The sequence below is a fragment of the Planococcus sp. TJ-307 genome (genome assembly GCF_058268435.1).
On the sequence record NZ_JBZDOJ010000007.1, the window covers coordinates 14,987 to 38,202 of the forward strand.

At 44.7% G+C, this 23,216-nt stretch carries 30 protein-coding genes; all 30 read right to left on the minus strand.

Annotated features, from left to right (window positions below; translation table 11 throughout):
- Positions 1-3 precede the first annotated feature (3 nt).
- The 30 genes from rpsH to AC4EHK_RS17805 all read right to left on the minus strand — a co-directional run bounded on the left by rpsH (position 4) and on the right by AC4EHK_RS17805 (position 23,119).
- Entirely contained in the window at positions 4-402 is a 399-nt protein-coding gene (rpsH, locus tag AC4EHK_RS17660) for a 30S ribosomal protein S8 (RefSeq protein ID WP_006828942.1), read from the minus strand.
- A 29-nt stretch (positions 403-431) separates the two neighbouring features.
- Complete coding sequence (gene rpsN / locus AC4EHK_RS17665) at positions 432-617, minus strand: 30S ribosomal protein S14 (protein WP_006828941.1); 186 nt, start codon at positions 615-617, stop codon at positions 432-434.
- Positions 618-636: 19 nt separating this feature from the next.
- Positions 637-1,176: a 50S ribosomal protein L5 gene (gene rplE / locus AC4EHK_RS17670; protein WP_191716881.1), complete on the minus strand. Its 540-nt coding sequence runs from the start codon at positions 1,174-1,176 to the stop codon at positions 637-639.
- Positions 1,177-1,203: 27 nt separating this feature from the next.
- Entirely contained in the window at positions 1,204-1,515 is a 312-nt protein-coding gene (gene rplX / locus AC4EHK_RS17675) for a 50S ribosomal protein L24 (RefSeq protein WP_142830551.1), read from the minus strand.
- A 35-nt stretch (positions 1,516-1,550) separates the two neighbouring features.
- Positions 1,551-1,919: a 50S ribosomal protein L14 gene (gene rplN, locus AC4EHK_RS17680; RefSeq protein ID WP_006828938.1), complete on the minus strand. Its 369-nt coding sequence runs from the start codon at positions 1,917-1,919 to the stop codon at positions 1,551-1,553.
- 47 nt (positions 1,920-1,966) lie between these two features.
- Positions 1,967-2,230 carry a 30S ribosomal protein S17 gene (gene rpsQ, locus AC4EHK_RS17685; protein ID WP_008432511.1) on the minus strand — a complete coding sequence of 88 codons (264 nt, stop codon included), beginning with the start codon at positions 2,228-2,230 and terminating at the stop codon, positions 1,967-1,969.
- A gap of 24 nt (positions 2,231-2,254) precedes the next feature.
- Positions 2,255-2,455 carry a 50S ribosomal protein L29 gene (gene rpmC / locus AC4EHK_RS17690; RefSeq protein ID WP_006828936.1) on the minus strand — a complete coding sequence of 67 codons (201 nt, stop codon included), beginning with the start codon at positions 2,453-2,455 and terminating at the stop codon, positions 2,255-2,257.
- Positions 2,445-2,879 carry a 50S ribosomal protein L16 gene (gene rplP / locus AC4EHK_RS17695; RefSeq protein WP_142830549.1) on the minus strand — a complete coding sequence of 145 codons (435 nt, stop codon included), beginning with the start codon at positions 2,877-2,879 and terminating at the stop codon, positions 2,445-2,447. Before rplP ends, rpmC begins: the two co-directional genes overlap by 11 nt.
- 1 nt (position 2,880) lies before the next feature.
- Positions 2,881-3,537, minus strand: coding sequence for a 30S ribosomal protein S3 (gene rpsC / locus AC4EHK_RS17700; RefSeq protein WP_049694551.1), 657 nt, complete (start codon positions 3,535-3,537; stop codon positions 2,881-2,883).
- Between the two features lie 3 nt (positions 3,538-3,540).
- Positions 3,541-3,882: a 50S ribosomal protein L22 gene (gene rplV / locus AC4EHK_RS17705; protein ID WP_006828933.1), complete on the minus strand. Its 342-nt coding sequence runs from the start codon at positions 3,880-3,882 to the stop codon at positions 3,541-3,543.
- 19 nt (positions 3,883-3,901) lie between these two features.
- Positions 3,902-4,180 carry a 30S ribosomal protein S19 gene (gene rpsS / locus AC4EHK_RS17710; RefSeq protein ID WP_006828932.1) on the minus strand — a complete coding sequence of 93 codons (279 nt, stop codon included), beginning with the start codon at positions 4,178-4,180 and terminating at the stop codon, positions 3,902-3,904.
- A 60-nt stretch (positions 4,181-4,240) separates the two neighbouring features.
- The gene (gene rplB / locus AC4EHK_RS17715; RefSeq protein ID WP_490980065.1) at positions 4,241-5,071 is read right to left on the minus strand and encodes a 50S ribosomal protein L2; all 831 of its coding nucleotides are present in this window, start codon (positions 5,069-5,071) and stop codon (positions 4,241-4,243) included.
- 45 nt (positions 5,072-5,116) lie between these two features.
- Positions 5,117-5,401 (minus strand): 50S ribosomal protein L23, encoded by a 285-nt coding sequence (gene rplW, locus AC4EHK_RS17720; protein ID WP_006828930.1) that lies wholly within the window; start codon positions 5,399-5,401, stop codon positions 5,117-5,119.
- On the minus strand, positions 5,401-6,024 hold the full coding sequence (rplD, locus tag AC4EHK_RS17725) for a 50S ribosomal protein L4 (RefSeq protein ID WP_146559454.1): 624 nt from the start codon (positions 6,022-6,024) through the stop codon (positions 5,401-5,403). The genes rplW and rplD overlap by 1 nt, the downstream gene beginning before the upstream one ends.
- 29 nt (positions 6,025-6,053) lie before the next feature.
- Positions 6,054-6,683 (minus strand): 50S ribosomal protein L3, encoded by a 630-nt coding sequence (gene rplC / locus AC4EHK_RS17730; RefSeq protein ID WP_142830543.1) that lies wholly within the window; start codon positions 6,681-6,683, stop codon positions 6,054-6,056.
- A gap of 51 nt (positions 6,684-6,734) precedes the next feature.
- Positions 6,735-7,043, minus strand: a complete 309-nt coding sequence (gene rpsJ, locus AC4EHK_RS17735) for a 30S ribosomal protein S10 (protein WP_006828927.1) — start codon at positions 7,041-7,043, stop codon at positions 6,735-6,737.
- Between the two features lie 254 nt (positions 7,044-7,297).
- The gene (locus tag AC4EHK_RS17740) at positions 7,298-8,620 is read right to left on the minus strand and encodes a Na+/H+ antiporter family protein (protein ID WP_490980066.1); all 1,323 of its coding nucleotides are present in this window, start codon (positions 8,618-8,620) and stop codon (positions 7,298-7,300) included.
- 187 nt (positions 8,621-8,807) lie between these two features.
- Positions 8,808-9,398 (minus strand): 3-isopropylmalate dehydratase small subunit, encoded by a 591-nt coding sequence (leuD, locus tag AC4EHK_RS17745; protein ID WP_490980067.1) that lies wholly within the window; start codon positions 9,396-9,398, stop codon positions 8,808-8,810.
- A gap of 25 nt (positions 9,399-9,423) precedes the next feature.
- Positions 9,424-10,842 (minus strand): 3-isopropylmalate dehydratase large subunit, encoded by a 1,419-nt coding sequence (gene leuC / locus AC4EHK_RS17750; protein WP_490980068.1) that lies wholly within the window; start codon positions 10,840-10,842, stop codon positions 9,424-9,426.
- Between the two features lie 18 nt (positions 10,843-10,860).
- A complete protein-coding gene (leuB, locus tag AC4EHK_RS17755) occupies positions 10,861-11,961 on the minus strand; it encodes a 3-isopropylmalate dehydrogenase (protein WP_490980069.1) in 1,101 nt (366 codons plus the stop codon).
- 32 nt (positions 11,962-11,993) lie between these two features.
- Positions 11,994-13,535: a 2-isopropylmalate synthase gene (locus AC4EHK_RS17760; RefSeq protein WP_308788700.1), complete on the minus strand. Its 1,542-nt coding sequence runs from the start codon at positions 13,533-13,535 to the stop codon at positions 11,994-11,996.
- A complete protein-coding gene (gene ilvC, locus AC4EHK_RS17765) occupies positions 13,522-14,556 on the minus strand; it encodes a ketol-acid reductoisomerase (protein WP_490980070.1) in 1,035 nt (344 codons plus the stop codon). The genes AC4EHK_RS17760 and ilvC overlap by 14 nt, the downstream gene beginning before the upstream one ends.
- Before the next feature lie 27 nt (positions 14,557-14,583).
- Entirely contained in the window at positions 14,584-15,096 is a 513-nt protein-coding gene (gene ilvN, locus AC4EHK_RS17770; protein WP_490980071.1) for an acetolactate synthase small subunit, read from the minus strand.
- Entirely contained in the window at positions 15,093-16,820 is a 1,728-nt protein-coding gene (ilvB, locus tag AC4EHK_RS17775) for a biosynthetic-type acetolactate synthase large subunit (RefSeq protein WP_490980072.1), read from the minus strand. The genes ilvN and ilvB overlap by 4 nt, the downstream gene beginning before the upstream one ends.
- Before the next feature lie 359 nt (positions 16,821-17,179).
- A complete protein-coding gene (ilvE, locus tag AC4EHK_RS17780) occupies positions 17,180-18,079 on the minus strand; it encodes a branched-chain-amino-acid transaminase (RefSeq protein WP_490980073.1) in 900 nt (299 codons plus the stop codon).
- A 324-nt stretch (positions 18,080-18,403) separates the two neighbouring features.
- Positions 18,404-19,591 (minus strand): elongation factor Tu, encoded by a 1,188-nt coding sequence (gene tuf / locus AC4EHK_RS17785; protein WP_490980074.1) that lies wholly within the window; start codon positions 19,589-19,591, stop codon positions 18,404-18,406.
- A 114-nt stretch (positions 19,592-19,705) separates the two neighbouring features.
- Complete coding sequence (gene fusA / locus AC4EHK_RS17790; protein ID WP_490980075.1) at positions 19,706-21,784, minus strand: elongation factor G; 2,079 nt, start codon at positions 21,782-21,784, stop codon at positions 19,706-19,708.
- 54 nt (positions 21,785-21,838) lie between these two features.
- Positions 21,839-22,309, minus strand: coding sequence for a 30S ribosomal protein S7 (rpsG, locus tag AC4EHK_RS17795; protein ID WP_008432480.1), 471 nt, complete (start codon positions 22,307-22,309; stop codon positions 21,839-21,841).
- A gap of 44 nt (positions 22,310-22,353) precedes the next feature.
- The gene (gene rpsL, locus AC4EHK_RS17800; RefSeq protein WP_142830518.1) at positions 22,354-22,773 is read right to left on the minus strand and encodes a 30S ribosomal protein S12; all 420 of its coding nucleotides are present in this window, start codon (positions 22,771-22,773) and stop codon (positions 22,354-22,356) included.
- A 97-nt stretch (positions 22,774-22,870) separates the two neighbouring features.
- The gene (locus tag AC4EHK_RS17805) at positions 22,871-23,119 is read right to left on the minus strand and encodes a ribosomal L7Ae/L30e/S12e/Gadd45 family protein (protein WP_490980076.1); all 249 of its coding nucleotides are present in this window, start codon (positions 23,117-23,119) and stop codon (positions 22,871-22,873) included.
- Positions 23,120-23,216 lie beyond the last annotated feature (97 nt).

Here is a 23,216-nt window from a genome sequence, read left to right on the forward strand (position 1 = left end):
TTATTACCAAACGTATGCTATGATTTCTCCGCCGATTTGTTTCGCGCGGGCTTCTTTATCAGTTACCAAACCTTGTGATGTTGAGACTAAAGCGATTCCAAGACCGTTTAGTACACGTGGCACCTCATTAGTTTTAGCGTAAACACGTAATCCTGGTTTTGAAATGCGTTTCAATCCAGTAATAACGCGTTCGTTGTTTGCTCCGTATTTAAGGAAAATCCGGATCATGCCTTGTTTATCATCTTCAACATATTCTACGTCACGAACGAAACCTTCACGCTTAAGGATTTCAGCGATGTCTTTTTTCACATTAGAAGCCGGAAGCTCTAATTTCTCGTGACGAACCATGTTTGCGTTACGAATGCGTGTCAGCATATCTGCAATCGGATCTGTCATTGTCATTACTTTTACCTCCTTCCCAAATTAGGGGATTACCAGCTGGCTTTTTTGACGCCAGGAATTTGTCCCACATATGCAAGTTCACGGAAACAAATACGGCAAAGTTTAAATTTGCGTAATACTGAATGCGGACGTCCGCATCGTTCACAGCGTGTGTACTCTTGTACTTTAAACTTTGGCGTGCGTTTTTGTTTTGCGATCATAGATTTTTTAGCCACGTTTACGCCTCCCTCACGTTTACTTTTGGAACGGCATTCCGAATTGTGTTAATAACTCACGAGCTTCTTCATCAGAGTTCGCAGTTGTTACAATTACGATGTCCATACCGCGTACTTTGTTCACTTTATCATAATCGATTTCAGGGAAGATTAACTGTTCTTTCACGCCAAGTGTGTAGTTACCGCGTCCGTCGAACGATTTGTTCGATACGCCACGGAAGTCACGTACACGTGGAAGTGAGATAGCAATCAATTTATCCAGGAAGTCGTACATACGCTCTCCGCGTAGTGTAACTTTACATCCGATAGGCATACCTTCACGAAGACGGAAGCCAGCGATCGATTTCTTAGCTTTAGTAATAACTGGTTTTTGACCAGTGATCGTTTGTAATTCTTCAACAGCAGAGTCAAGTGACTTCGTGTTTTGAACAGCTTCGCCTACACCCATGTTGATGACGATTTTGTTTACTTGGGGTGCCTGCATTACCGATTTATATTCAAACTTGCTCACTAGAGCAGGAGTGATTTCATTCACATATTTTTCTTTTAGGCGGTTCATGTGTGTACCTCCCTTCATTCAGGAATTTTATTTATCTAATTTTTCGCCGGATTTTTTTGCAACACGAACTTTTTTACCATCTTCAACCTTATATCCTACACGAGTCGGCTCGCCGGATTTAGGGTCAAGTAACATTACGTTAGAAACGTGAATTGCTGCTTCTTGGCTGACAATTCCACCTTGTGGGCTTGCCTGGTTCGGTTTTGTATGCTTTTTGATGATGTTTACACCTTCAACAAGCACACGGTCTTTCTTAGGTAAAGCAGTCAAAACAACACCTGTTTTGCCTTTGTCTTTGCCTGAGATTACCTTAACTGTATCGCCTTTTTTAACATGCATTCTGTCGCACCTCCTTGGTATGGCACATTGATTTATTAAAGAACTTCAGGAGCAAGTGATACGATTTTCATGAAGCTGTTATCGCGAAGTTCGCGGGCAACAGGTCCGAAAATACGAGTTCCGCGTGGACCTTTGTCGTCACGGATGATGACACATGCATTTTCATCAAATTTGATATAAGTACCGTCTTTACGGCGAGCTCCGCTTTTCGTGCGAACGATGACAGCCTTAACGACTTCACCCTTCTTAACAACGCCACCTGGTGTTGCTTTTTTCACGGTACAAACGATTACGTCTCCGATGTTTGCAGTCTTGCGACCAGAACCACCAAGTACTTTAATCGTTAGTACTTCACGAGCACCCGAGTTGTCTGCAACTTTTAAACGACTTTCCTGTTGGATCACTTAGGTAACCTCCCTCCGGAATTTCTTAGGTTCCGAAATTATTTAAATTAAATGATAACCGCTTTTTCTACAATTTCCAATACGCGGAAACGTTTTGTAGCTGATAACGGACGAGTTTCCATGATGCGAACTACGTCGCCCATTTTCGCTTCGTTTAGCTCATCATGAGCTTTATATTTCTTAGAGTATTTTACACGTTTGCCATAGAATGCGTGCTTCTTTTGAGTTTCAACCATTACTGTAACGGTTTTGTCCATTTTGTCAGACACAACACGGCCTGTGTATACTTTGCGTTGGTTACGCTCAGTCATACTTGCAAACCTCCTCTCGATTTATCAGTTATTGCCACTGAGTACTCTTTCGTGAATCACAGTTTTCATACGGGCAATCGCTTTACGTACTTCGCGGATGCGAGCAGTGTTTTCTAATTGACCAGTAGCCAATTGGAAGCGAAGGTTGAAAAGCTCTTCTTTCAGTGATTTCACTTTTTGTTCAATCTCAGCAGTGGTTAGGTCACGGATTTCATTAGCTTTCATTCGATTCACCACCAATTTCTTCGCGTTTGATGAACTTCGTTTTGATCGGAAGTTTGTGAGATGCTAGGCGCAATGCTTCGCGTGCCACTTCTTCAGATACTCCACCAAGTTCGAACATGATTTTACCAGTTTTGACAACGGCTACCCAGCCTTCAGGTGAACCTTTACCAGATCCCATACGAACCTCTAGAGGCTTTTTCGTATATGGTTTATGAGGGAAAATTTTGATCCAGACTTTACCGCCACGTTTCATGTAACGAGTCATGGAAATACGTGCTGCTTCGATTTGACGGTTAGTGATCCAAGATGATTCTAAAGCTTGGAGACCAAATTCGCCGAATGCGATTTCTTTACCGCCTTTAGCTTCCCCGCGCATCTTGCCTCGGTGCTCTCTACGATATTTAACGCGTTTAGGCATTAACATATTATTTGCCTCCTTCCTCAGATTTCTTCTTAGTTGGAAGGACTTCACCGCGGTAGATCCATACTTTTACGCCAAGCTTACCATAAGTTGTGTCTGCTTCAGCATGCGCATAATCAATGTCAGCGCGAAGTGTATGGAGCGGAACAGTACCTTCACTGTAGTGTTCAGCACGCGCAATGTCAGCGCCGCCTAGACGTCCAGATACTTGAGTTTTGATTCCTTTAGCGCCAGAACGCATAGTGCGTTGGATTGCTTGTTTTTGTGCACGACGGAAAGATACTCGGTTTTCCAATTGACGTGCAACACTTTCAGCAACCAATCTTGCATCAAGGTCAGCTCTTTTGATTTCGATAATGTTGATGTGTACACGCTTGCCAGTCATAGAGTTCAGTTGGTTGCGAAGTACTTCTACTTCAGATCCACCTTTACCAATTACCATACCTGGTTTCGCAGTGTGAATTGTTACGTTAACACGGTTTGCAGCGCGTTCAATTTCAATTTTAGAAACTGAAGCTTCTTTCAAACGTGCTTCAACATATTCACGGATTTTAATATCTTCGTGAAGAAGTGTCGCATAATCTTTCTCAGCGTACCATTTAGATTCCCAATCACGAATGATTCCGATACGCATCCCAATTGGATGTATTTTTTGTCCCACGAATTATCCCTCCTTCTTGTCAGATACCACTAGTGTGATGTGGCTTGTGCGTTTATTAATCGCGCTTGCGCGTCCCATTGCACGTGGACGGAAACGTTTAAGTGTTGGTCCTTCGTCAACGAATACTTCACTGATGACCAAGTCATTCAGATCCATTTCGTAGTTGTGTTCAGCGTTAGCAGCTGCAGATTTCAATAACTTCTCAACAACAATAGATGCTGCTTTCGGAGTGTGGTTTAAAATCGCAACAGCTTCGCCAATTTGCTTGCCTCGGATTAAATCTACTACTAAACGGACTTTACGAGGAGCAATACGTACTGTTCTAGCGACAGCTTTTGCTTGCATGGGGAAATCCTCCTCTCAATTAACGTCTTGTTTTCTTATCGTCTGCACCATGACTAGCGTATTTGCGTGTTGGTGCGAATTCGCCTAGTTTATGGCCCACCATGTCTTCAGTCACGTATACAGGGATGTGCTTACGACCATCGTATACTGCGATTGTTTGTCCGATGAATGTCGGGAAAATTGTAGAACGGCGAGACCAAGTTTTGATCACTTGTTTTTTCTCAGAGTCCTTTTGTGCTTCAACTTTTTTCATAAGATGATCATCAACAAAAGGTCCTTTTTTCAAGCTGCGGCCCATGTGGGATCCTCCCTTCGTGATCGCACCACGGTTCTTTTGACGAACCGTAGCGGAATCAAATTATTTTTTACGACGACGCACGATAAATTTATCTGATTTGTTCGTTTTCTTGCGTGTTTTGTAACCAAGAGTTGGTTTACCCCAAGGAGACATTGGTGATTTACGTCCGATTGGCGAGCGTCCTTCACCACCACCGTGTGGGTGATCGTTCGGGTTCATTACAGATCCGCGGACTGTTGGGCGATTGCCCTTCCAGCGGTTACGTCCTGCTTTACCAATGTTGATCAATTCGTGTTGCTCATTTCCTACTGCACCGATAGTTGCGCGGCAAGTAGCAAGAATCATGCGAACTTCGCCTGATTGCAAACGAACTGTTACGTATTTTCCTTCTTTACCCAATACTTGAGCTGAAGTTCCTGCAGAACGAACTAGTTGTCCGCCGCCGCCTGGCTTCAATTCGATGTTATGGATTGTAGAACCCATTGGGATGTTAGACAACGGCAAAGAGTTACCCGCTTTGATGTCTGCTTCAATACCTGACATAAGTTGAGTTCCAACTTCGACTCCTTTAGGAGCGAGGATGTAACGTTTCTCACCATCAGCGTAATGAATCAATGCGATGTTCGCAGAACGGTTAGGATCGTACTCGATTGTAGCAACGCGTCCTGGAATGCCATCTTTGTTACGTTTGAAATCGATAACACGGTATTGACGTTTATGTCCACCACCGTGATGGCGTACAGTTATTTTACCTTGGTTATTACGGCCGCCCTTGCGCTTTACAGGTCGTAAAAGCGATTTTTCAGGTTTGTTCGTAGTGATTTCAGCGAAATCTGAACTCGTCATGTTACGACGACCGTTAGTGGTAGGTTTATATTTTCTTATCCCCACGTTGTTTCCCTCCTTCTTTAATAGTTCTTTAAGAACTTATAGAAATTAAATTTCGAATAGCTCGATGTCTTTAGATTCAGCAGTCAATTTAACAATCGCTTTGCGGCGTTTGTTTGTGTATCCTGCGTGTTTGCCCATGCGCTTGAATTTCCCTTTGTAGTTCATGATGTTGACTTTCTCAACTTTCACGCCAAAGATCTCCTGCACTGCTTGTTTAACTTGTGTTTTGTTTGCGCGAGTGTCCACTTCAAAAGTGTACTTTTTCTCTGCCATTACTTCAGATGATTGCTCAGTAATGACTGGACGTTTAATTACATCACGTGCTTCCATTAACTAAGCACCTCCTCAATTTTCTCAATCGCTGCTTTTGTCATAACAATTTTGTCATGTCCAAGCAAGTCTAGTACGTTAATGCCATCTGCTGCTACAACTGTCATTCCGTGAAGGTTACGTGCAGATTTTGCAACGTTCTCATCAAGGTCAGCAGTTACGAACAAAGCTTTTTTGCCAATTGAAAGATCTTGGATCAACTGGTTGAAAGATTTTGTTTTCGGTGCATCAAATGTCAATCCTTCAAGTACCATCAGGTTTTCTCCGATTACTGCAGATGAAAGTGCAGAACGTAGAGCTAAACGACGGACTTTCTTAGGAAGCTTATAGCTATAGCTACGTGGAGTTGGTCCGAATACGATACCGCCTCCGCGCCATTGTGGTGAACGGATCGACCCTTGACGAGCACGTCCAGTTCCTTTTTGACGCCATGGCTTTTTACCACCACCAGCTACTTCAGAACGGTTTTTTACTTTATGGTTACCTTGACGAAGTGAAGCGCGTTGAGACACTACTGCGTCAAATAACACTGATTCATTTGGTTCGATACCGAATACATAGTCGTTCAATTCGATGTCGCCCACTTGTGAACCTGTTTGATTTAATAAAGCTACTTTAGGCATTTTTGTTTCCTCCTTTCTCTAAAAAATTATTATTTCGCTTTAATTGCCGTTTTAACACGGATCAATGCTTTGCGAGAACCAGGAACATTACCTTTAATAAGAAGCAGGTTACGTTCAAGATCTACTTTCACGATCGAAAGGTTTTGAATCGTAATTGTTGTGCCACCCATTTGACCAGGTAATTTCTTCTGTTTGAATACGCGGTTAGGAGCAACCGGACCCATTGAACCAGGACGACGGTGGTAACGTGAACCGTGACTCATTGGTCCGCGAGATTGTCCGTGGCGTTTAATAACACCTTGGAAACCTTTACCTTTTGTTGTTCCTGTGACATCTACTACATCGCCTTCTGCGAATACATCTACTTTGACTTCTTGACCAATCTCGTAATCAGCTAAGTTTACATTGCGAAGTTCGCGAATGAAGCGCTTAGGAGCAGTGTTTGCTTTTGCTACGTGTCCTTTAGAAGGTTTGTTTGAAAGCTTTTCGCGCTTATCTTCAAAACCTAATTGGATTGCTTCGTAGCCGTCTACCTCAACTGTCTTCTTTTGAAGTACTACGTTTGGAGCAGCTTCAATAACAGTTACAGGGATTAAATCACCGTTCTCAGCAAAAACTTGCGTCATACCGATTTTTCTACCTAAGATTCCTTTGGTCATGTTGTCACACCTCCTGTGGTTATTTTATGTTTTTTCTATTTCGTTTACCGATTAAAGTTTAATTTCAATGTCAACGCCTGACGGTAAATCAAGTTTCATTAACGCATCAACAGTTTGTGGTGTCGGGTTAACGATATCGATTAGACGTTTGTGTGTGCGCATTTCAAATTGCTCACGAGCATCTTTGTACTTATGGACAGCACGTAAGATGGTGTAGACCGATCTTTCAGTCGGCAACGGTATCGGACCCGATACGCTTGCACCTGAACGTTTTGCGGTTTCTACAATTTTCTCGGCAGACTGATCAAGAATTCTGTGATCATATGCTTTTAAACGGATACGAATTTTTTGTTTTGCCATTATTTTCCCTCCTTTTCGCCTATTTTTGATAGACATTCTCCACGAAAATTTTCCAATCACTCGCCATGGCAAAGCGGCCGGGTGTATCGGTAACCTCTCGCTTCATCGCAGTCAAAGACCAACATTCACCATTATACAAAAGAAAAAAGAATTCCGCAAGGCTTTCCACGAAATTCTTTTCAATTCGCTTTTATTAGTATAACAGGATATTTTAGAACTTCAAGTCCGACGGGAATAGTCCGAACATTTCGAGCTTATCCCAATAACATCACAGCAACCCAACCGAAAATTACCAAGGGAATATTGTAATGGAGGAAGGTCGGAACACAAGTATCCCAGATGTGATTGTGCTGTCCATCGACGTTCAGTCCGGCAGTCGGCCCAAGCGTTGAGTCAGAAGCAGGAGATCCCGCATCACCCAATGCGCCTGCGGTACCAATCAAGGCGATGATCGCCATGGTCGAAAATTCGAACTCCAAGCTCAACGGAACAAAGATAGCAGCAATGATTGGAATCGTCGCAAACGATGAGCCGATGCCCATCGTTACGAACAAACCGACGACAAGCATCGCCAGTGCTGCGAGACCCTTATTGCCAGCAAACAGATCCGAGACGCTTTCAACGAGCGGCTCGACGGCTCCAGTCGCTTGTATGACTGATGCAAAGCCATTGGCGGTAATCATGACAAAGCCGATAAATGCCATCATGCGCATGCCTTCTGTAAGAACGTCGTCGGCTTCACGCCATTTCATTGCACCAAAGACATACAGCACAAGAATTCCGGCCAGTGCACCAATAATCATCGAGTCTGTCTGGACCTGGGCGTATAAAGCCGCGATCAAGGCCACAATCGTGACGATCACATCTTTTAATGATGCTGTCTTTTTCAGAGTTCCTTCTATAGTAGAAGTTGTTTTACGGTAGTCTCTCGGCTTGCGATACGAAACAAACACCGCAATGATCAAGCCGACCAACAAGCCAGCTACCGGAATGGCCATTGCTTTCGGAATGTCTGCCATATCGATAGTAAGCCCTGCAAGCTGCATCTGCGTAAAGACTATCTCATGGAAAATTAGGCCAAAGCCATATGGCAACAGAATATATGGTGCTGTCAGACCAAATGTCAGGACAGCCGCAATCAGCCGGCGGTCAATTCGCAATTCATTTAAAATGTACAAAATTGGTGGAACCAATAAAGGAATAAAAGCAATGTGGATTGGAATCAAGTTTTGCGAGAAGATGGCCATTGCTAAAAGTGCAATAATGATGAGAGCTTTTGCTAGATTTTCCCGTGTCGCCTCTCCGTCTTTGTTGACCAGCTTCAAAACGCCTGACACAAGCAGCTCCGGTATGCCCGTCCGCGAAATCGCTACGGCAAATCCACCGAGCATGGCATAGCTGAGCGCAATGGTCGCACCCTCGCCTAATCCTCCAGTAAATGATGTTAATGTATCGGTAAATGATAATCCACCGCTTAATCCACCTGCAAGTGCGCCAATCAGTAAGGCAAAGACGACATTCACACGCAACAAGCTCAATACGAGCATGACTAAGACAGCGATAACAACTGCATTCATAAATAAACTCTCCTTTAGTTTGCTAAAGCGTTAAAGTACACACTTTAAATTAACAAATGCTGAAATGCTTGTCAACAGCCTGCAAGTGATTGGCTTATAGACAAAAAAGTCCAAAAATAAAGACCCTTCACAACTTGCGTAAAGGGCCGTCTAGTTAAGGGTTGTCCTATTGTTTTGCTGCATTCTATCAAGTCCGGCTCTGTCTTTCTTCATAAGCCGCAATATAGGCGTCGTATTGGAATGTTAATGCAATCTCATCCCAGCCTTTTAACAGCATTTCTTTCCAGTAAGGATCGATTTCAAATTCATAGTGCGTGCCGTCCTGGGCTGTGACCGTCTGATCTTCCAAACTGATTTCCAATTTGAATTCCTGACGCTGCCCTTTGTCGATCAGTTCATTGACTTCCTGATCTTTTAAGCGGATCGGCAAGATCCCATTTTTCACGCAGTTGTTATAGAAGATGTCTGCATAGCTGGGAGCGATGACTACGCGGAATCCGTAATCCAAAATCGCCCACGGAGCATGTTCACGAGAAGAACCGCAGCCGAAATTTTCTTGTGCAACTAAAATTTCGGAGCCGTTAAATCGGGGGTCGTTCAAAACAAAGTCTTCTATCGGTGACCCATCAGCATGAAAGCGCCAATGATAAAACAAATATTTGCCGAATCCCGTTCGTTCAATGCGCTTTAAAAATTCTTTTGAGATGATTTGGTCGGTATCTACGTTTTTGCGTTCAAGCGGTGTTAAGACGCTTGAGATGTTATTAATCGGCTTCATCGTTTGGCCTCCTCATTTCTGCCTGTCATGCGGATGGTACGGGCTCTTTCATGTAATTGCGAACATCCGTCAGATGGCCTTCGATCGCAGCGGCTGCCGCCATTACAGGACTCACCAAATGTGTCATCGATCCCGCTCCTTGGCGTCCTTCAAAATTCCGGTTAGACGTGGATGCGCAGCGTTCGCCAGCAGGCACCGAGTCTTCATTCATCGCCAGACACATGCTGCATCCGGTTTCGCGCCACTCAAAGCCAGCTTCAAGAAACACTTGATCCAGTCCTTCCTGTTCTGCAGCACGTTTGACCGTTTCAGATCCAGGAACGACAATCGCCGTAACCGCTGGATGCACTTTCTTGCCTTTGATGATTTCACTGGCTGCACGCAAGTCGCCAAGACGGGCATTTGTGCAGGAGCCAATAAAGACATGCTGAATATCAATCGACGAAAGCGGAGTGCCTTCTTCCAAATGCATATAAGCCAAAGCTTGCTTCAACGCATCTTTATCTGACTGCTTGTTGTAATCCGCGGCGGATGGAACCCGTTCCGCGATGCCTGAACCCATTGAAGGATTCGTACCCCATGTGACGAATGGGGAAATTTCATCTGCATGAATCGTTACTGACGTGTCGTACTGCGCACCTTCGTCTGTCGCAAGAGCCAGCCACCGAGCTGCTTCTTTTTCAAACGCATCGCCTTCAGGCACATGTCTGCGCCCTCTTAAGTATTCCACCGTCGTTTGGTCCGGACTGATCAGCCCTGCGCGTGCGCCGGCTTCAATCGACATATTGCAAATGGTCATCCGCTCTTCCATCGACAATCCACGGATGGCTTCTCCTGTATATTCCATAATATGCCCGGTTCCCATATCGATGCCAAATTTCGAAATAATGGCTAGGATGACGTCTTTGGAAGACACACCAAAGCCCAGCTTGCCGTCAATCCGCACTTCCATCGTTTTCGGCTTTGATTGCCAGAGCGTTTGGGTGGAAAGGACGTGCTCGACTTCACTCGTACCAATGCCGAATGCCAAAGCGCCAAAGGCTCCGTGTGTCGAAGTATGGCTGTCTCCGCAGACAATGGTTTTACCGGGTTGCGTCAAACCCAATTCCGGTCCGATAACGTGGACAATCCCCTGGTCCGGATGATTAATGCCGGCAAGCGGAACACCAAATTCATCGCAATTGTCCTGCAAGGTCTTAATTTGTTTCCGTGAAATCGGATCGGTGATGGTTTCCCGGTTGCGTGTTGGCACGTTATGGTCCATGGTCGCAAAACAAAGATCCGGCCGGCGGACTTTTCGTCCATTCAACCGAAGCCCTTCAAACGCTTGCGGGGATGTCACCTCATGCAATAAATGAAGATCGATGTATAGCAGGTCCGGCTTTCCTTGCTCTTCAAAGACGATATGTTGTTCCCAAATTTTTTCGATAATTGTTTTTGCCATGCGAACCGCTCCTTTCACTTACACATAAGAATACATGATGTGTTCTGATACAAATTCTCTTTCCAGCTCTTCCACAACTTTAGTGACAAATCGATCGGTTGAAACTACGCGTTTTCCTTCTCCAGCCAGATCTCCTGTGCAATAGCCATCTTCCAAAACGTCCATGACAGCTTTTTCAATGGCTGCCGCTTCTGTGTGAAGACCGAATGAATGCTTAAGCATCATAGCAGCAGACAAAATCGCGGCCGATGGATTCGCTTTGTTTTGCCCTGCAATATCCGGTGCCGAACCGTGTACGGGTTCGTAAAGGCCGAAGCCGTCTGAACGGATGCTGGCAGACGGCAGCATGCCAAGCGAGCCGGTGATGACCGAAGCTTCATCACTCAAGATGTCACCGAACATGTTCTCGGTTACCACCACATCAAAAGCACGTGGATCGGTAATGAGCTTCATTGCTGCTGAATCGACCAGCATATGCTCTACTTCGATATCCGGATACGCTTTTCTCCGCTCTTCCACAACTTCGCGCCATAGTTTGCTGGTTTCCAATACATTGGCTTTATCAACTGACGTTACTTTGCCTCTTCGTGTACGGGCAATTTCAAACGCCTGATTGACGATCCGCTCGATTTCTTCTCTCGTATAAACCAAGGTGTCCACTGCTGATTTTTCAGATCGGCGTTTCGGTTCCCCGAAATACAAGCCGCTGGTCAATTCACGGACAATAACCATGTCCACTTCTTTCGCCACCTCTTCTTTTAACGGAGAAGAAGCAAGCAATGCCGGCACCGCTTTAACCGGACGGATGTTGGCGAACAAGTCGAAATGCTTCCGGATGTTCAAAAGCCCTTTTTCCGGACGCAAGTGAGCCGGATTGTCGTCCCATTTCGGTCCGCCGACTGCACCGAGGAGAATTGCATCGCTGGCATCACAAACATCAATGGTTTGCTGAGGCAGCGGGTTATCGAATTGATCAACCGCCGTTCCTCCGATCGCTGCATGCTTTAAATGAAAAGTATGTCCATAACGCATTGCAATGGATTGCAGCACTTTTACCGCTGCATCTGTTACTTCTGGTCCGATTCCGTCTCCTGGCAATACCGCTATTGTTTTTTTCATTTTAAATTCCTCCTCTTTCGATCTGTTCGTTCTTACACTGCAGACATTCGGACTTTCTTTCCGACTTGGACAATTTGGCGATTAACTGCATTCAAATATGCTTTTGCTGTTGCCTCCAGGACATCCTGTGCAACGTCTCGGCCGGTAACCGTCTCTCCGTTATAGCTCATATTGATAACCGCTTCGCCTAAGGCATCGCGCCCTTTGCCGATAGATGTTACCCGGTAATCTAGAATATGGACTTTGCCTTCGACAATTCGTTCCAATGTGTTGAAGATTGCTTCAACCGATCCAGCTCCAGTTGCAGCTTCGCTAATCAATTCACCATTCGGGTGATAAGCAGAAGCGGTAGCTGTTGGAATATTTGCCGTGCCATATTGCACTTGCACACTTTCCAACTTGTAAACCGGTGTTTCGGTATCGTGGATCTGCTGGTCCGTTAGCAATACGTATAGATCGTCTTCTATAATTTCTTTCTTGCGGTCTGCTAATTTCTTAAACTCGATAAATGCATTGTTCAGCTTTTCATCCGTTAAATCAAAGCCCATTTTGACGGCGCGGTCTTTAAAGGCATGGCGCCCGGAATGTTTGCCCAGCACCAATTCGGTTGCTGCATCGCCAATCAATTCCGGTGTAATGATTTCATAAGTCAATGGATTCTTTAGCATGCCGTCCTGATGGATGCCGGATTCATGGGCAAATGCATTTTTCCCGACAACAGCTTTGTTCGGCTGGATCAAGCTTCCTGTCAACTGGCTGACCAATTGGCTTGTGCGCTTGATTTCATGAAGGTTGATGCCCGTCTCGATATTGAAGATCTGTTTGCGGATATGCAAAGCGACTGCAATTTCTTCCAGTGCCACGTTGCCGGCGCGCTCTCCGATGCCGTTGATGGTTCCTTCAATTTGAGTGGCGCCATTTTCAATCGCAGCCAACGTGTTGGCTGTTGCCATTCCCAAATCATTATGGCAATGCGCGGACAGCTTCACTTTTTCGATTCCTGCTACGTTTTCAGTCATGTATTTGAACATCGCTCCGTATTCTTTCGGTGTAGCATAGCCGACTGTATCCGGCAGGTTAATGGTCGTGGCCCCTGCTTCAATGACTTTACGAATAATGTGAGCGAGGAATTCTGGGTCTGAACGGGAAGCATCTTCCGCTGACCACTGGACCAACGGGAAGAACTTGCGCGCGTATTTGACAGATTCCACAGCCAGTTCAACTACCTGTTCGGGTGTTTTAAATAGTTTCGTTTCCATATGGATTGGCGAAGTAGCCAAAAAGATGTGAATATGCGGCTGTTCCGCTCCTTTCAGCGCTTCCCATGTTCGGTCAATATCACCTTGCATCGAACGGGCCAGCCCCGTTACGATGGAATTCTTCACCGTGCCTGCGATTCGCTGCACAGCGTCAAAGTCTCCTGGAGATGAAGCAGGAAACCCTGATTCGATAATCGTCACTCCCAGACGTTCAAGCTGGCGGGCGATTTCGATTTTCTCTGCTGTATTCAAGTTGATCCCGGCCGACTGTTCTCCGTCTCGCAATGTCGTATCGAAAATATCAATTTGTGACATTGGCAGCCACCTCTTTTTGTTTGGTTTTTTTGCCTTCGTTAACGAATGGCATCATCGCACGCAATTCACGTCCAACTTGTTCGATTTGATGAGCTTCTTCCGCTTTTTCGATCGCCGTGAATTCCGGGCGGTTCAACTGGTTTTCAAGCAACCAGCCTTTTGCAAACTTTCCTGTTTGGATATCCGTCAACACATCTTTCATGCGGGCTTTTGTATCTGCATCGACAATGCGCGGTCCTGAAACAAAATCTCCCCATTGAGCCGTGTCGGAAATGGAATAGCGCATTCCTGACAATCCACCTTCATACATCAAGTCAACGATCAGCTTTAATTCGTGCATACATTCGAAATACGCAAGTTCCGGTTGGTATCCGGCTTCGACCAGTGTTTCAAAACCTGCTTTCACAAGCGAAGTCACGCCGCCGCAAAGAACGGCCTGTTCTCCAAATAGATCTGTTTCGGTTTCTTCTTTGAATGTTGTTTCCAAAACGCCCGCGCGTGTAGCTCCGATTCCTTTCGCGTAAGCAAGCGCCACTTCCTGAGCTTGGCCCGAAACATCTTGATGGATGGCAATCAATCCTGGAACGCCAGCGCCCGCTTCGTACGTACGGCGGACAAGATGGCCAGGGCCTTTTGGAGCTACCAAGAAGACATCTACGTCTTCAGGCGCAACAATTTGGTTAAAGTGAATATTAAAGCCGTGTGCGAAAACCAATGATTTTCCGGCTGTTAAGGACGGTTTGATTTCGGCGTTGTAAATTTGCGTTTGTTTTTCATCCGGTACTAAGATCATGATGACATCTGCTGCTTCTGCCGCTTCTTTGACAGTAGCCACTTTCATGCCATCATTTTTAGCCTGGTCAAATGATTTGCCCGGACGCACACCAACGATTACGTCAAAACCGGATTCTTTCAAGTTTTGAGCATGTGCGTGGCCTTGAGAACCATACCCGATCACTGCAATTGTCTTTCCTTTAAGTACCTCTTCGTTTACATCTTGGTTATAATACATTTTCGCCATTTTTAATTTCCCCCTTGAGTTTGGTTTTTATAGGATGTTCAATTGCGGTGCTTGTGCTTTTTGTGTTTCTCTGACAAAGGCGGATACCCCGGTTCGGGTCAGCTCTTTCACACCATAAGGCCGCATCAGATCAATAAATGCTTCAATTTTTTCAGGATTGCCTGTCACTTGGAACGTGGTGACATTTTTGCTCATATCCACCACTGTCGCCCGAAACGGTTCAACAATGCTGAGAATTTCGTTTCTCAGTGGCGGAGGGACGACTACTTTAACCAGTGCCAGCTCTCTCATTACGATTGCCTTATCCGTAATATCATTTACTTTGATGACATCAATTTGCTTTTGCAGCTGTTTCAACAACTGCTCCAGTTTGCCCTTATCTTCCACATTGACCACAAATGTCATTTTCGACATGCCAGGCTGCTCGGTGTGGCCAACCGAAATGCTTTCGATGTTGAACTGCCGTTTCATCAGCAATCCAGTCACTCGGTTCAGCACTCCGCTTTGGTTGATCACAGTAGTTGTAATGACTCGTTTCATTCGCCTTTCACTCCGATCATCTCATTCAAGCCTTTGCCTGGTGCAACCATCGGATAAACAGACTCCAGCTGCACCACTCGGCAATCAATCAAGACTGGCTCGTTTGAATTAAATGCTTCTGCGAAAACCGCTTCTGCTTCTTCCATCGTCTCCACTTTATAGCCTTTAATGTCGTACGCTCCAGCCAGTTTCACAAAATCAGGCTGAACCGGAATTAACGACTGAGAATAACGCCCTTCGTAGAATGTTTCTTGCCACTGTCTTACCATTCCCAAGCTTTGATTGTTTAGGATGACAATCTTGACCGGAAGCCGCAATTCCTGAAGCAAAGACAGTTCCTGCAGCGTCATTTGGAAACCAGCGTCTCCCACAATGGAAATAACCAGTTCTTCGGGTTTTGCCAATTGCGCACCGATCGCTGCCGGGAAGCCAAAGCCCATAGTGCCAAGTCCGCCTGATGTTACCCAGCTATGCGGATTGTTAAAGCGGTAATATTGAGCCGCCCACATCTGGTGCTGGCCCACATCAGTAGTTACCACTGCATTTCCTTGCGTCAACCGGTGAATCAATTCAACCGCCTGCTGCGGAAGGATTCCTTCACGGCCTTTCAAATGGTATTGAAGTGGGTACTCCGTCTTGTTGCCCGATAGCTCCATTAACCAATTAGCAGTTTCTGGACTTCTAAATGGTTGGTCGAGCAGCTGAAGCAATGCTTCTTTGGCATCCGCTACAATCGGGATGGCCGTCGGTACGTTTTTGCCGATTTCTGCTGGATCGATGTCAATATGGATCACTTGGGCATTTGGAGCAAAGTGGGCAAGATTCCCGGTCAGCCGATCATCAAAGCGAGCCCCGATATTTAAAAGTACATCGCAATCACAAATTGCAGTATTGGCGGTATAGGTTCCGTGCATTCCCGCCATTCCCAGGAATAGCTCGTGCTCGCCTGCTATACTTCCCAACCCCAGCAATGTGTTTGTGATTGGAATTTGATGTTTTTCAGCGAACGCCTTCAGCTCTTCTGTCGCCTGCGCTGCGAGTATCCCAGCTCCAGCTAATATCAATGGCTTTTTCGCCTGTGACAGGACTTGTGCTGCCTTTTGGATTTGCAGGAAATTCGGACTCGTTGTTGGCTGATACCCCGGCAGGTGAAGCGCCTCTTCTTCTGTATTGGATAAGAATAGTTCAGTTGCAATATTTTTCGGTACATCGACCAGAACCGGTCCTGGACGTCCAGTGGAGGCGATGTAAAAAGCCTCTTTGATAATTCTTGGCAAATCCGCAACTTTCTTCACTTGATAATTGTGCTTCGTAATCGGTTGGGTGATGCCGATAATATCCGCTTCCTGAAAAGCATCGGTGCCAATTACTGAAGTTGCAACTTGCCCTGTAAAGATGACCAATGGCAAGGAATCCAACATGGCATCTGCTATTCCCGTGACTAAGTTCGTTGCACCAGGACCCGATGTGGCAAGTACAACGCCAGGTTTTCCAGATACTCTTGCATATCCCTCGGCTGCATGGATGGCACCTTGTTCATGTCTGGCCAATATATGGCGTATCGGATTCTTGTGCAGGGCATCGTAAATTGGTAGCACCGCGCCCCCTGGATATCCAAAAATCATTTCTACACCTTGGCCTTTTAACGATTGAATCAGTACATCTGCACCACTGCCTGTTAGCTGCTGTTTCACTTCTTCTCTAACCTGTACGTTTACTTCCAATCCTTCCGCCTCCTTTTCTTAGTCTCCGGTGGAATAAAACAAAAAAGCTTTTCCATCCCTACACAAAGAAACATGTTCTTCGCATAGGGATGAAAAAGCTTCATGGTACCACCCTAGTTCACTGCGCAACCGCAGCCTCATGGATAAGCAACGCTTATCCGTTGTTAACGATGCCTCTATCTTGCAAGTCACCGGGACTACCTAAACAGCCGAAGCTTTTCAGTGATCCACTCAGAGGGGATGTCGCAAATGGTTGTATTGCCGGCTTCCACCTGTGCCGGCTCTCTGTGAATACAGCTTCCATTTACTTTAACCTCGTCATTGAGTTGAACTTCTATTTGATTGGTATGGTTATTGTTTTAGACTACATTTAGCTGATCGCCGTATACTTTTACACCATCATTTTGAACAAGTTCTCTAAACGATTCAAGCAAATCATTTGTTACCGGACCCGGCTTGCCTTCACCGATTACGCGGCCATCTACTTTCACAACTGCAATAACTTCCGCAGCAGTTCCTGTCAGGAACACTTCATCTGCTACATAAACATCATGCCTTGTAAAAACAGCTTCCTGCATGTCGTAACCTTTTTCAGCGGCAACATCCATAATGGCATTTCGCGTAATTCCTTCAAGCGCCCCAACGTAGCCTGGAGGCGTCAGCAACTTATTCTTACGGACAATGAAAATATTGTCCGCTGAACCTTCAGCAACATATCCTTGATCATTCAGCATAAGTGCTTCAGAAACACCCGCTAAATGCGCCTCAAGCTTAACTAAAATATTGTTCATATAATTTAACGATTTAACTTTCGGACTTAACACGTCGGCACGGCTTCTGCGTGTTGCGACCGAGACAATTTCGATTCCCGTTTCATACATCGCTTTCGGAAACAGCGATAACGGTTCGGCAATGACAATTACACTCGGATTAGAGCAACTGTAAGGATCCAGCCCTAAGTTCCCAACTCCTCGTGAAACAATGAGGCGAATGTAGGCATCCTTAAACTTATTTTCTCTTAGCGTCTGTACAACAATTTGAGTCATTTCCTCAAAAGTGTGGGGAATCTCGAGCATCACAGATTTTGCTGAATCGTAAAGGCGCTCTAAATGCTCTTCCAGCCGAAAGACATTTCCGTTATAAGAACGGATTCCTTCGAATACACCATCACCGTATAAAAAACCGTGATCATAAACTGAAATTTTAGCGTCTTCTTTTTTAACGAATTCACCATTTAAATAAATTACTTGTTCGCTCATGATGTCCACTTCTTTCTCGAAAGTTTTATAATATGCAATATATCGAATTCTGTTTGTATCTTGTAAATTGTTGCTATCATATCGCCTATTCCGAAGTGTGTCAATCAACTTCTTGCTACTTTTTCGTAAATTTTGAATATTCATAAATTATGTATCCGTTTTCATTGTTGCTGCTATTGGGGTTTGAAGATATTTTAAAAAGTTAGAATATTTTATGAACAACAATCCTTTTGTGGTGTTTTTCTTGTGTATTTTGATGTTTACGCAAAAAAAGACCCTGTCTCATTAAATGAGACAGGGTCTTAAATCAACACTCAGCTGTTATTACTTAGTGATTGTAGCAACAACGCCAGCGCCTACAGTACGTCCACCCTCACGGATAGAGAACTTAGTTCCTTCTTCAAGTGCGATAGGAGAGATTAGAGAAACGATCATTTCGATGTTATCTCCAGGCATAACCATTTCTACACCTTCAGGAAGGTTACAAACGCCAGTTACATCAGTTGTACGGAAGTAGAACTGTGGACGGTAGTTTGTGAAGAATGGAGTGTGACGTCCACCCTCTTCTTTTGAAAGAACATAAACTTCAGCTTTGAACTCAGTGTGTGGAGTAATTGTGCCTGGTTTAGCCAATACTTGTCCACGTTGTACGTCGTCACGAGAAACTCCGCGAAGAAGTGCACCAATGTTGTCGCCAGCTTCAGCATAGTCAAGCAATTTACGGAACATTTCTACACCTGTTACAGTAGTAGATTTTGGCTCTTCAGTAAGACCAATGATATCAACGTTATCACCGATTTTGATCTGTCCGCGTTCAACGCGTCCAGTAGCAACCGTACCACGGCCAGTGATTGAGAATACATCCTCAACAGGCATCATGAATGGCTTGTCAGTATCACGTGGTGGAGTTGGGATATAGCTATCAACTGCATCCATCAATTCAACAATTTTGTCTTCCCATTCTGCTTCGCCTTCAAGAGCTTTAAGAGCAGATCCTTTGATGACAGGAATGTCATCGCCAGGGAAGTCATATTCAGATAGAAGATCGCGGACTTCCATTTCAACTAGTTCAAGAAGTTCTTCGTCATCTACCATGTCGCATTTGTTCATGAATACTACTAGGTAAGGAACACCAACTTGACGTGAAAGAAGAATGTGCTCACGAGTTTGTGGCATTGGGCCATCAGCAGCAGATACTACTAAGATCCCGCCGTCCATTTGAGCAGCACCAGTGATCATGTTTTTAACATAATCGGCGTGTCCAGGGCAATCTACGTGTGCATAGTGGCGTGATTCAGTTTCATACTCAACGTGTGAAGTATTGATTGTGATACCGCGCTCTTTTTCTTCAGGTGCGTTGTCGATTTGAGCGTAAGAACGTGCTTCCCCGCCTGATTTTTTAGCAAGAACTGTAGCGATTGCTGCAGTCAAAGTTGTTTTACCATGGTCAACGTGACCAATTGTACCAATATTCGCGTGCGTTTTCGAACGATCAAATTTAGCTTTTCCCATTAGAAAAATCCTCCTCAAAATGTAAGTGAATGTTCGTTTGAAGTGCCGAAATGATAGGGCCCTATCATTCCGAGCATACAAACTATTTATACGTTATTAAAGATCAAAATTCAATTATTGACCTTTATTTTTTTTGATAATTTCTTCAGAAATTGATTTCGGTACTTCTTCATAGTGGTCGAAGTGCATTGAGAACACACCGCGGCCTTGCGTGTTTGAACGCAATGAAGTCGCATAACCGAACATTTCTGCAAGAGGTACCATAGCACGAACAACTTGCGCGTTTCCGCGAGCGTCCATACCTTCTACACGGCCTCGGCGTGACGTAATGTCACCCATGATATCTCCAAGGTATTCCTCAGGGATAACAACCTCAACACGCATAATTGGCTCAAGAAGAACCGGACGTACTTTTGAAATTGCATTTTTAAGTGCCATAGAAGCAGCAACTTTAAATGCCATCTCATTCGAGTCAACATCATGGTAAGATCCGTCGAACAAACGAGCTTTGATATCGATCAAAGGATATCCGGCGATAACACCGTTGTCTAGAGAGTCACGAAGACCCGCTTCAACTGCTGGGATGTATTCACGTGGAACAACACCACCAACGATACCATTTTCAAATTCAAAACCTGCTCCTTCTTCGTTTGGAGAAAACTCAATCCAAACGTGTCCAAATTGTCCGCGTCCACCAGATTGGCGTACGAATTTACCTTCAACTTTAGCAGACTCACGGAATGTCTCACGGTAAGATACCTGAGGTGCACCCACGTTAGCTTCTACGTTGAACTCACGGCGCATACGGTCAACTAGGATATCAAGGTGAAGTTCACCCATACCCGCGATGATTGTTTGGCCAGTTTCCTGGTCAGTGTGCGCACGGAATGTTGGATCTTCTTCTTGCAATTTCGCAAGGGCTTGACCCATTTTGTCTTGATCCGCTTTTGACTTAGGCTCCACAGAAAGTGAAATAACAGGTTCTGGGAAGACCATACGTTCAAGGATAACCTGATGTTTCTCGTCGCTTAAAGTATCACCAGTCGATGTATCTTTAAGGCCGATAGCAGCAGCGATGTCTCCGCAATATACTTCAGCGATTTCTTCACGGGAGTTTGCGTGCATTTGCAGAATACGTCCTACGCGCTCACGCTTGCCTTTAGAAGAGTTCTGAACATATGAACCGGATTTAAGAGTTCCAGAATACACACGGAAGAAAGTTAACTTCCCTACATATGGATCTGTCATTACTTTAAACGCAAGCGCAGAGAATGGCTCGTCTTCGCTAGGTTTACGCAATACTTCTTCATCCGAATCAGGAAGAACACCAGTCATTGGTGGTACATCAAGTGGAGATGGCAGGTAATCAATTACTGCATCAAGCATTAATTGAACCCCTTTGTTTTTAAATGCAGTTCCGCAAACCACTGGGTAAAACTCAACGTCTAGTGTTCCTTTACGGATACCAGCTTTAAGTTCTTCTGTCGTGATTTCTTCCCCACCAAGGTATTTTTCCATCAAGTCTTCGTCAAGCTCAGCAACAGCTTCCACTAATTTAGTGTGCCATTCTTCAGCAAGCTCTTTGTACTCTTCAGGAATATCACCTTCAGTAATTTCAGTTCCCAAATCGTTTGCGTAGAAGCGTGCGTTCATTTCAACAAGGTCAATAATTGCTGAGAACTCGTCTTCTGCACCGATTGGCAATTGGATCGGGTGAGCATTAGCTTGCAGGCGATCGTGCAACGTGCCTACAGAGTAAAGGAAATCAGCACCGATTTTATCCATTTTGTTAATGAACACGATACGTGGAACGCCGTATGTTGTAGCTTGACGCCAAACTGTTTCAGTCTGTGGCTCAACACCTGATTGAGCATCAAGAACTGTAACAGCGCCATCAAGTACGCGCAACGAACGCTCAACTTCAACTGTGAAGTCTACGTGTCCTGGAGTATCAATAATGTTAACACGGTGGTTTTTCCATGAAGCAGTTGTTGCAGCAGACGTGATGGTAATTCCACGTTCCTGCTCTTGCTCCATCCAGTCCATTTGAGAAGCACCTTCATGCGTTTCCCCAATTTTGTGGATTCTACCAGTGTAATATAAAATACGCTCCGTAGTAGTCGTTTTACCAGCATCAATGTGTGCCATGATCCCGATATTACGTGTTTTGTCTAAGGAGAACTCTCTAGCCATGTTGTTTTTCTCCTTCCGTTTCGGATTAAGATGTTAAAAACATCTCGAAAGAAATTACCAGCGATAGTGAGCAAACGCTTTGTTTGCTTCCGCCATTTTATGAATATCTTCACGTTTTTTAACAGCTGCACCAGTGTTGTTAGCAGCATCTAAAATTTCATTAGCCAAACGCTCTTCCATTGTTTTCTCTCCACGAAGACGTGAATAGTTTACAAGGTAGCGAAGACCTAGAGTTGTACGGCGTTCAGGACGAACTTCAACCGGTACCTGGTAGTTTGCACCACCAACACGGCGAGCGCGTACTTCAAGAACTGGCATAACGTTAGTCAATGCTTGTTCGTATACTTCAATTGGATCTTTACCGCTGCGTTCTTTAACTAACTCAAACGCTCCGTATAGGATCTTTTGTGAAGTACCTCTTTTTCCGTCAACCATCATTTTATTAATTAAGCGTGTCACCAATTTCGAATTATAAATTGGATCTGGCAACACGTCACGTTTAGCTACAGGACCTTTACGAGGCATGTATGTTCCTCCTTTCAACGAAATCTCTTCGTTAAATTAACTTATTATTTTTTTACTTTAGGACGTTTAGTTCCGTATTTAGAACGGCTTTGCATACGGCCGTTTACGCCAGCTGTATCAAGTGCTCCACGTACGATATGGTAACGCACACCCGGTAAATCTTTTACGCGTCCGCCGCGAAGAAGAACTACACTGTGCTCTTGAAGGTTGTGGCCTTCTCCAGGGATGTAAGCATTAACCTCGATTTGGTTAGTCAACCGCACACGAGCATATTTACGCAATGCCGAGTTTGGTTTTTTTGGTGTCATCGTACCAACACGAGTACATACTCCACGTTTCTGTGGTGATGTCACGTTAGTTTGAGACTTTTTAAAGCTGTTGTACCCTTTGTTTAGCGCTGGTGAACCTGATTTCGTGCTTTTTGGTTTACGAGGCTTGTTAACTAATTGGTTAATTGTAGGCATCGATTTTTCCTCCTCTCAAAAGGTGTTCTAATACCACATATCCAGGTGGTTCATTTTTGGGTAAAAAACAAAGTCTTTGTGTTTTACACAAAAACTGTTATCCAGTAATCGCCACAGCAGCTGCACCGACATTAATGCCATATGCTTTGCCAAGCTTCAATCGTGAATCTGCAAATTCGATCCGAATACCTTTTTCTAAGGCTAGTTGGATAATCTGTTCGGTCATTCGATCGTCCGCGTCTTTTGCCACTATTACTTCTTGGACAATGCCGCTTTTTAATGCTTTTACTGTCTGCTTTGTACCGATGATTATTATACTTGCCTGTTTTACTTTTTCATTAGACATTTGCATATCCTCCAAAGTGTCAGACCGTTAACCATCAACCCTCAACATATTATCATTCAATGACAATACTGTCAACTGAATTCTTAAAAAATCCCGG

What these genes read in the sequence shown, in the direction of transcription:
- rpsH (WP_006828942.1), bottom strand. Translation starts at nt 402, where the DNA reads ATGACAATGACAGATCCGATTGCAGATATGCTGACACGCATTCGTAAC.
- rplE (WP_191716881.1), bottom strand. Translation starts at nt 1,176, where the DNA reads ATGAACCGCCTAAAAGAAAAATATGTGAATGAAATCACTCCTGCTCTA.
- rplX (WP_142830551.1), bottom strand. Translation starts at nt 1,515, where the DNA reads ATGCATGTTAAAAAAGGCGATACAGTTAAGGTAATCTCAGGCAAAGAC.
- rpsQ (WP_008432511.1), bottom strand. Translation starts at nt 2,230, where the DNA reads ATGACTGAGCGTAACCAACGCAAAGTATACACAGGCCGTGTTGTGTCT.
- rpmC (WP_006828936.1), bottom strand. Translation starts at nt 2,455, where the DNA reads ATGAAAGCTAATGAAATCCGTGACCTAACCACTGCTGAGATTGAACAA.
- rplP (WP_142830549.1), bottom strand. Translation starts at nt 2,879, where the DNA reads ATGTTAATGCCTAAACGCGTTAAATATCGTAGAGAGCACCGAGGCAAG.
- rplV (WP_006828933.1), bottom strand. Translation starts at nt 3,882, where the DNA reads ATGCAAGCAAAAGCTGTCGCTAGAACAGTACGTATTGCTCCTCGTAAA.
- rpsS (WP_006828932.1), bottom strand. Translation starts at nt 4,180, where the DNA reads ATGGGCCGCAGCTTGAAAAAAGGACCTTTTGTTGATGATCATCTTATG.
- rplW (WP_006828930.1), bottom strand. Translation starts at nt 5,401, where the DNA reads ATGGAAGCACGTGATGTAATTAAACGTCCAGTCATTACTGAGCAATCA.
- rplD (WP_146559454.1), bottom strand. Translation starts at nt 6,024, where the DNA reads ATGCCTAAAGTAGCTTTATTAAATCAAACAGGTTCACAAGTGGGCGAC.
- rplC (WP_142830543.1), bottom strand. Translation starts at nt 6,683, where the DNA reads ATGACCAAAGGAATCTTAGGTAGAAAAATCGGTATGACGCAAGTTTTT.
- rpsJ (WP_006828927.1), bottom strand. Translation starts at nt 7,043, where the DNA reads ATGGCAAAACAAAAAATTCGTATCCGTTTAAAAGCATATGATCACAGA.
- AC4EHK_RS17740 (WP_490980066.1), bottom strand. Translation starts at nt 8,620, where the DNA reads ATGAATGCAGTTGTTATCGCTGTCTTAGTCATGCTCGTATTGAGCTTG.
- leuD (WP_490980067.1), bottom strand. Translation starts at nt 9,398, where the DNA reads ATGAAGCCGATTAATAACATCTCAAGCGTCTTAACACCGCTTGAACGC.
- leuC (WP_490980068.1), bottom strand. Translation starts at nt 10,842, where the DNA reads ATGGCAAAAACAATTATCGAAAAAATTTGGGAACAACATATCGTCTTT.
- leuB (WP_490980069.1), bottom strand. Translation starts at nt 11,961, where the DNA reads ATGAAAAAAACAATAGCGGTATTGCCAGGAGACGGAATCGGACCAGAA.
- AC4EHK_RS17760 (WP_308788700.1), bottom strand. Translation starts at nt 13,535, where the DNA reads ATGTCACAAATTGATATTTTCGATACGACATTGCGAGACGGAGAACAG.
- ilvC (WP_490980070.1), bottom strand. Translation starts at nt 14,556, where the DNA reads ATGGCGAAAATGTATTATAACCAAGATGTAAACGAAGAGGTACTTAAA.
- ilvN (WP_490980071.1), bottom strand. Translation starts at nt 15,096, where the DNA reads ATGAAACGAGTCATTACAACTACTGTGATCAACCAAAGCGGAGTGCTG.
- ilvE (WP_490980073.1), bottom strand. Translation starts at nt 18,079, where the DNA reads ATGAGCGAACAAGTAATTTATTTAAATGGTGAATTCGTTAAAAAAGAA.
- tuf (WP_490980074.1), bottom strand. Translation starts at nt 19,591, where the DNA reads ATGGGAAAAGCTAAATTTGATCGTTCGAAAACGCACGCGAATATTGGT.
- fusA (WP_490980075.1), bottom strand. Translation starts at nt 21,784, where the DNA reads ATGGCTAGAGAGTTCTCCTTAGACAAAACACGTAATATCGGGATCATG.
- rpsG (WP_008432480.1), bottom strand. Translation starts at nt 22,309, where the DNA reads ATGCCTCGTAAAGGTCCTGTAGCTAAACGTGACGTGTTGCCAGATCCA.
- rpsL (WP_142830518.1), bottom strand. Translation starts at nt 22,773, where the DNA reads ATGCCTACAATTAACCAATTAGTTAACAAGCCTCGTAAACCAAAAAGC.
- AC4EHK_RS17805 (WP_490980076.1), bottom strand. Translation starts at nt 23,119, where the DNA reads ATGTCTAATGAAAAAGTAAAACAGGCAAGTATAATAATCATCGGTACA.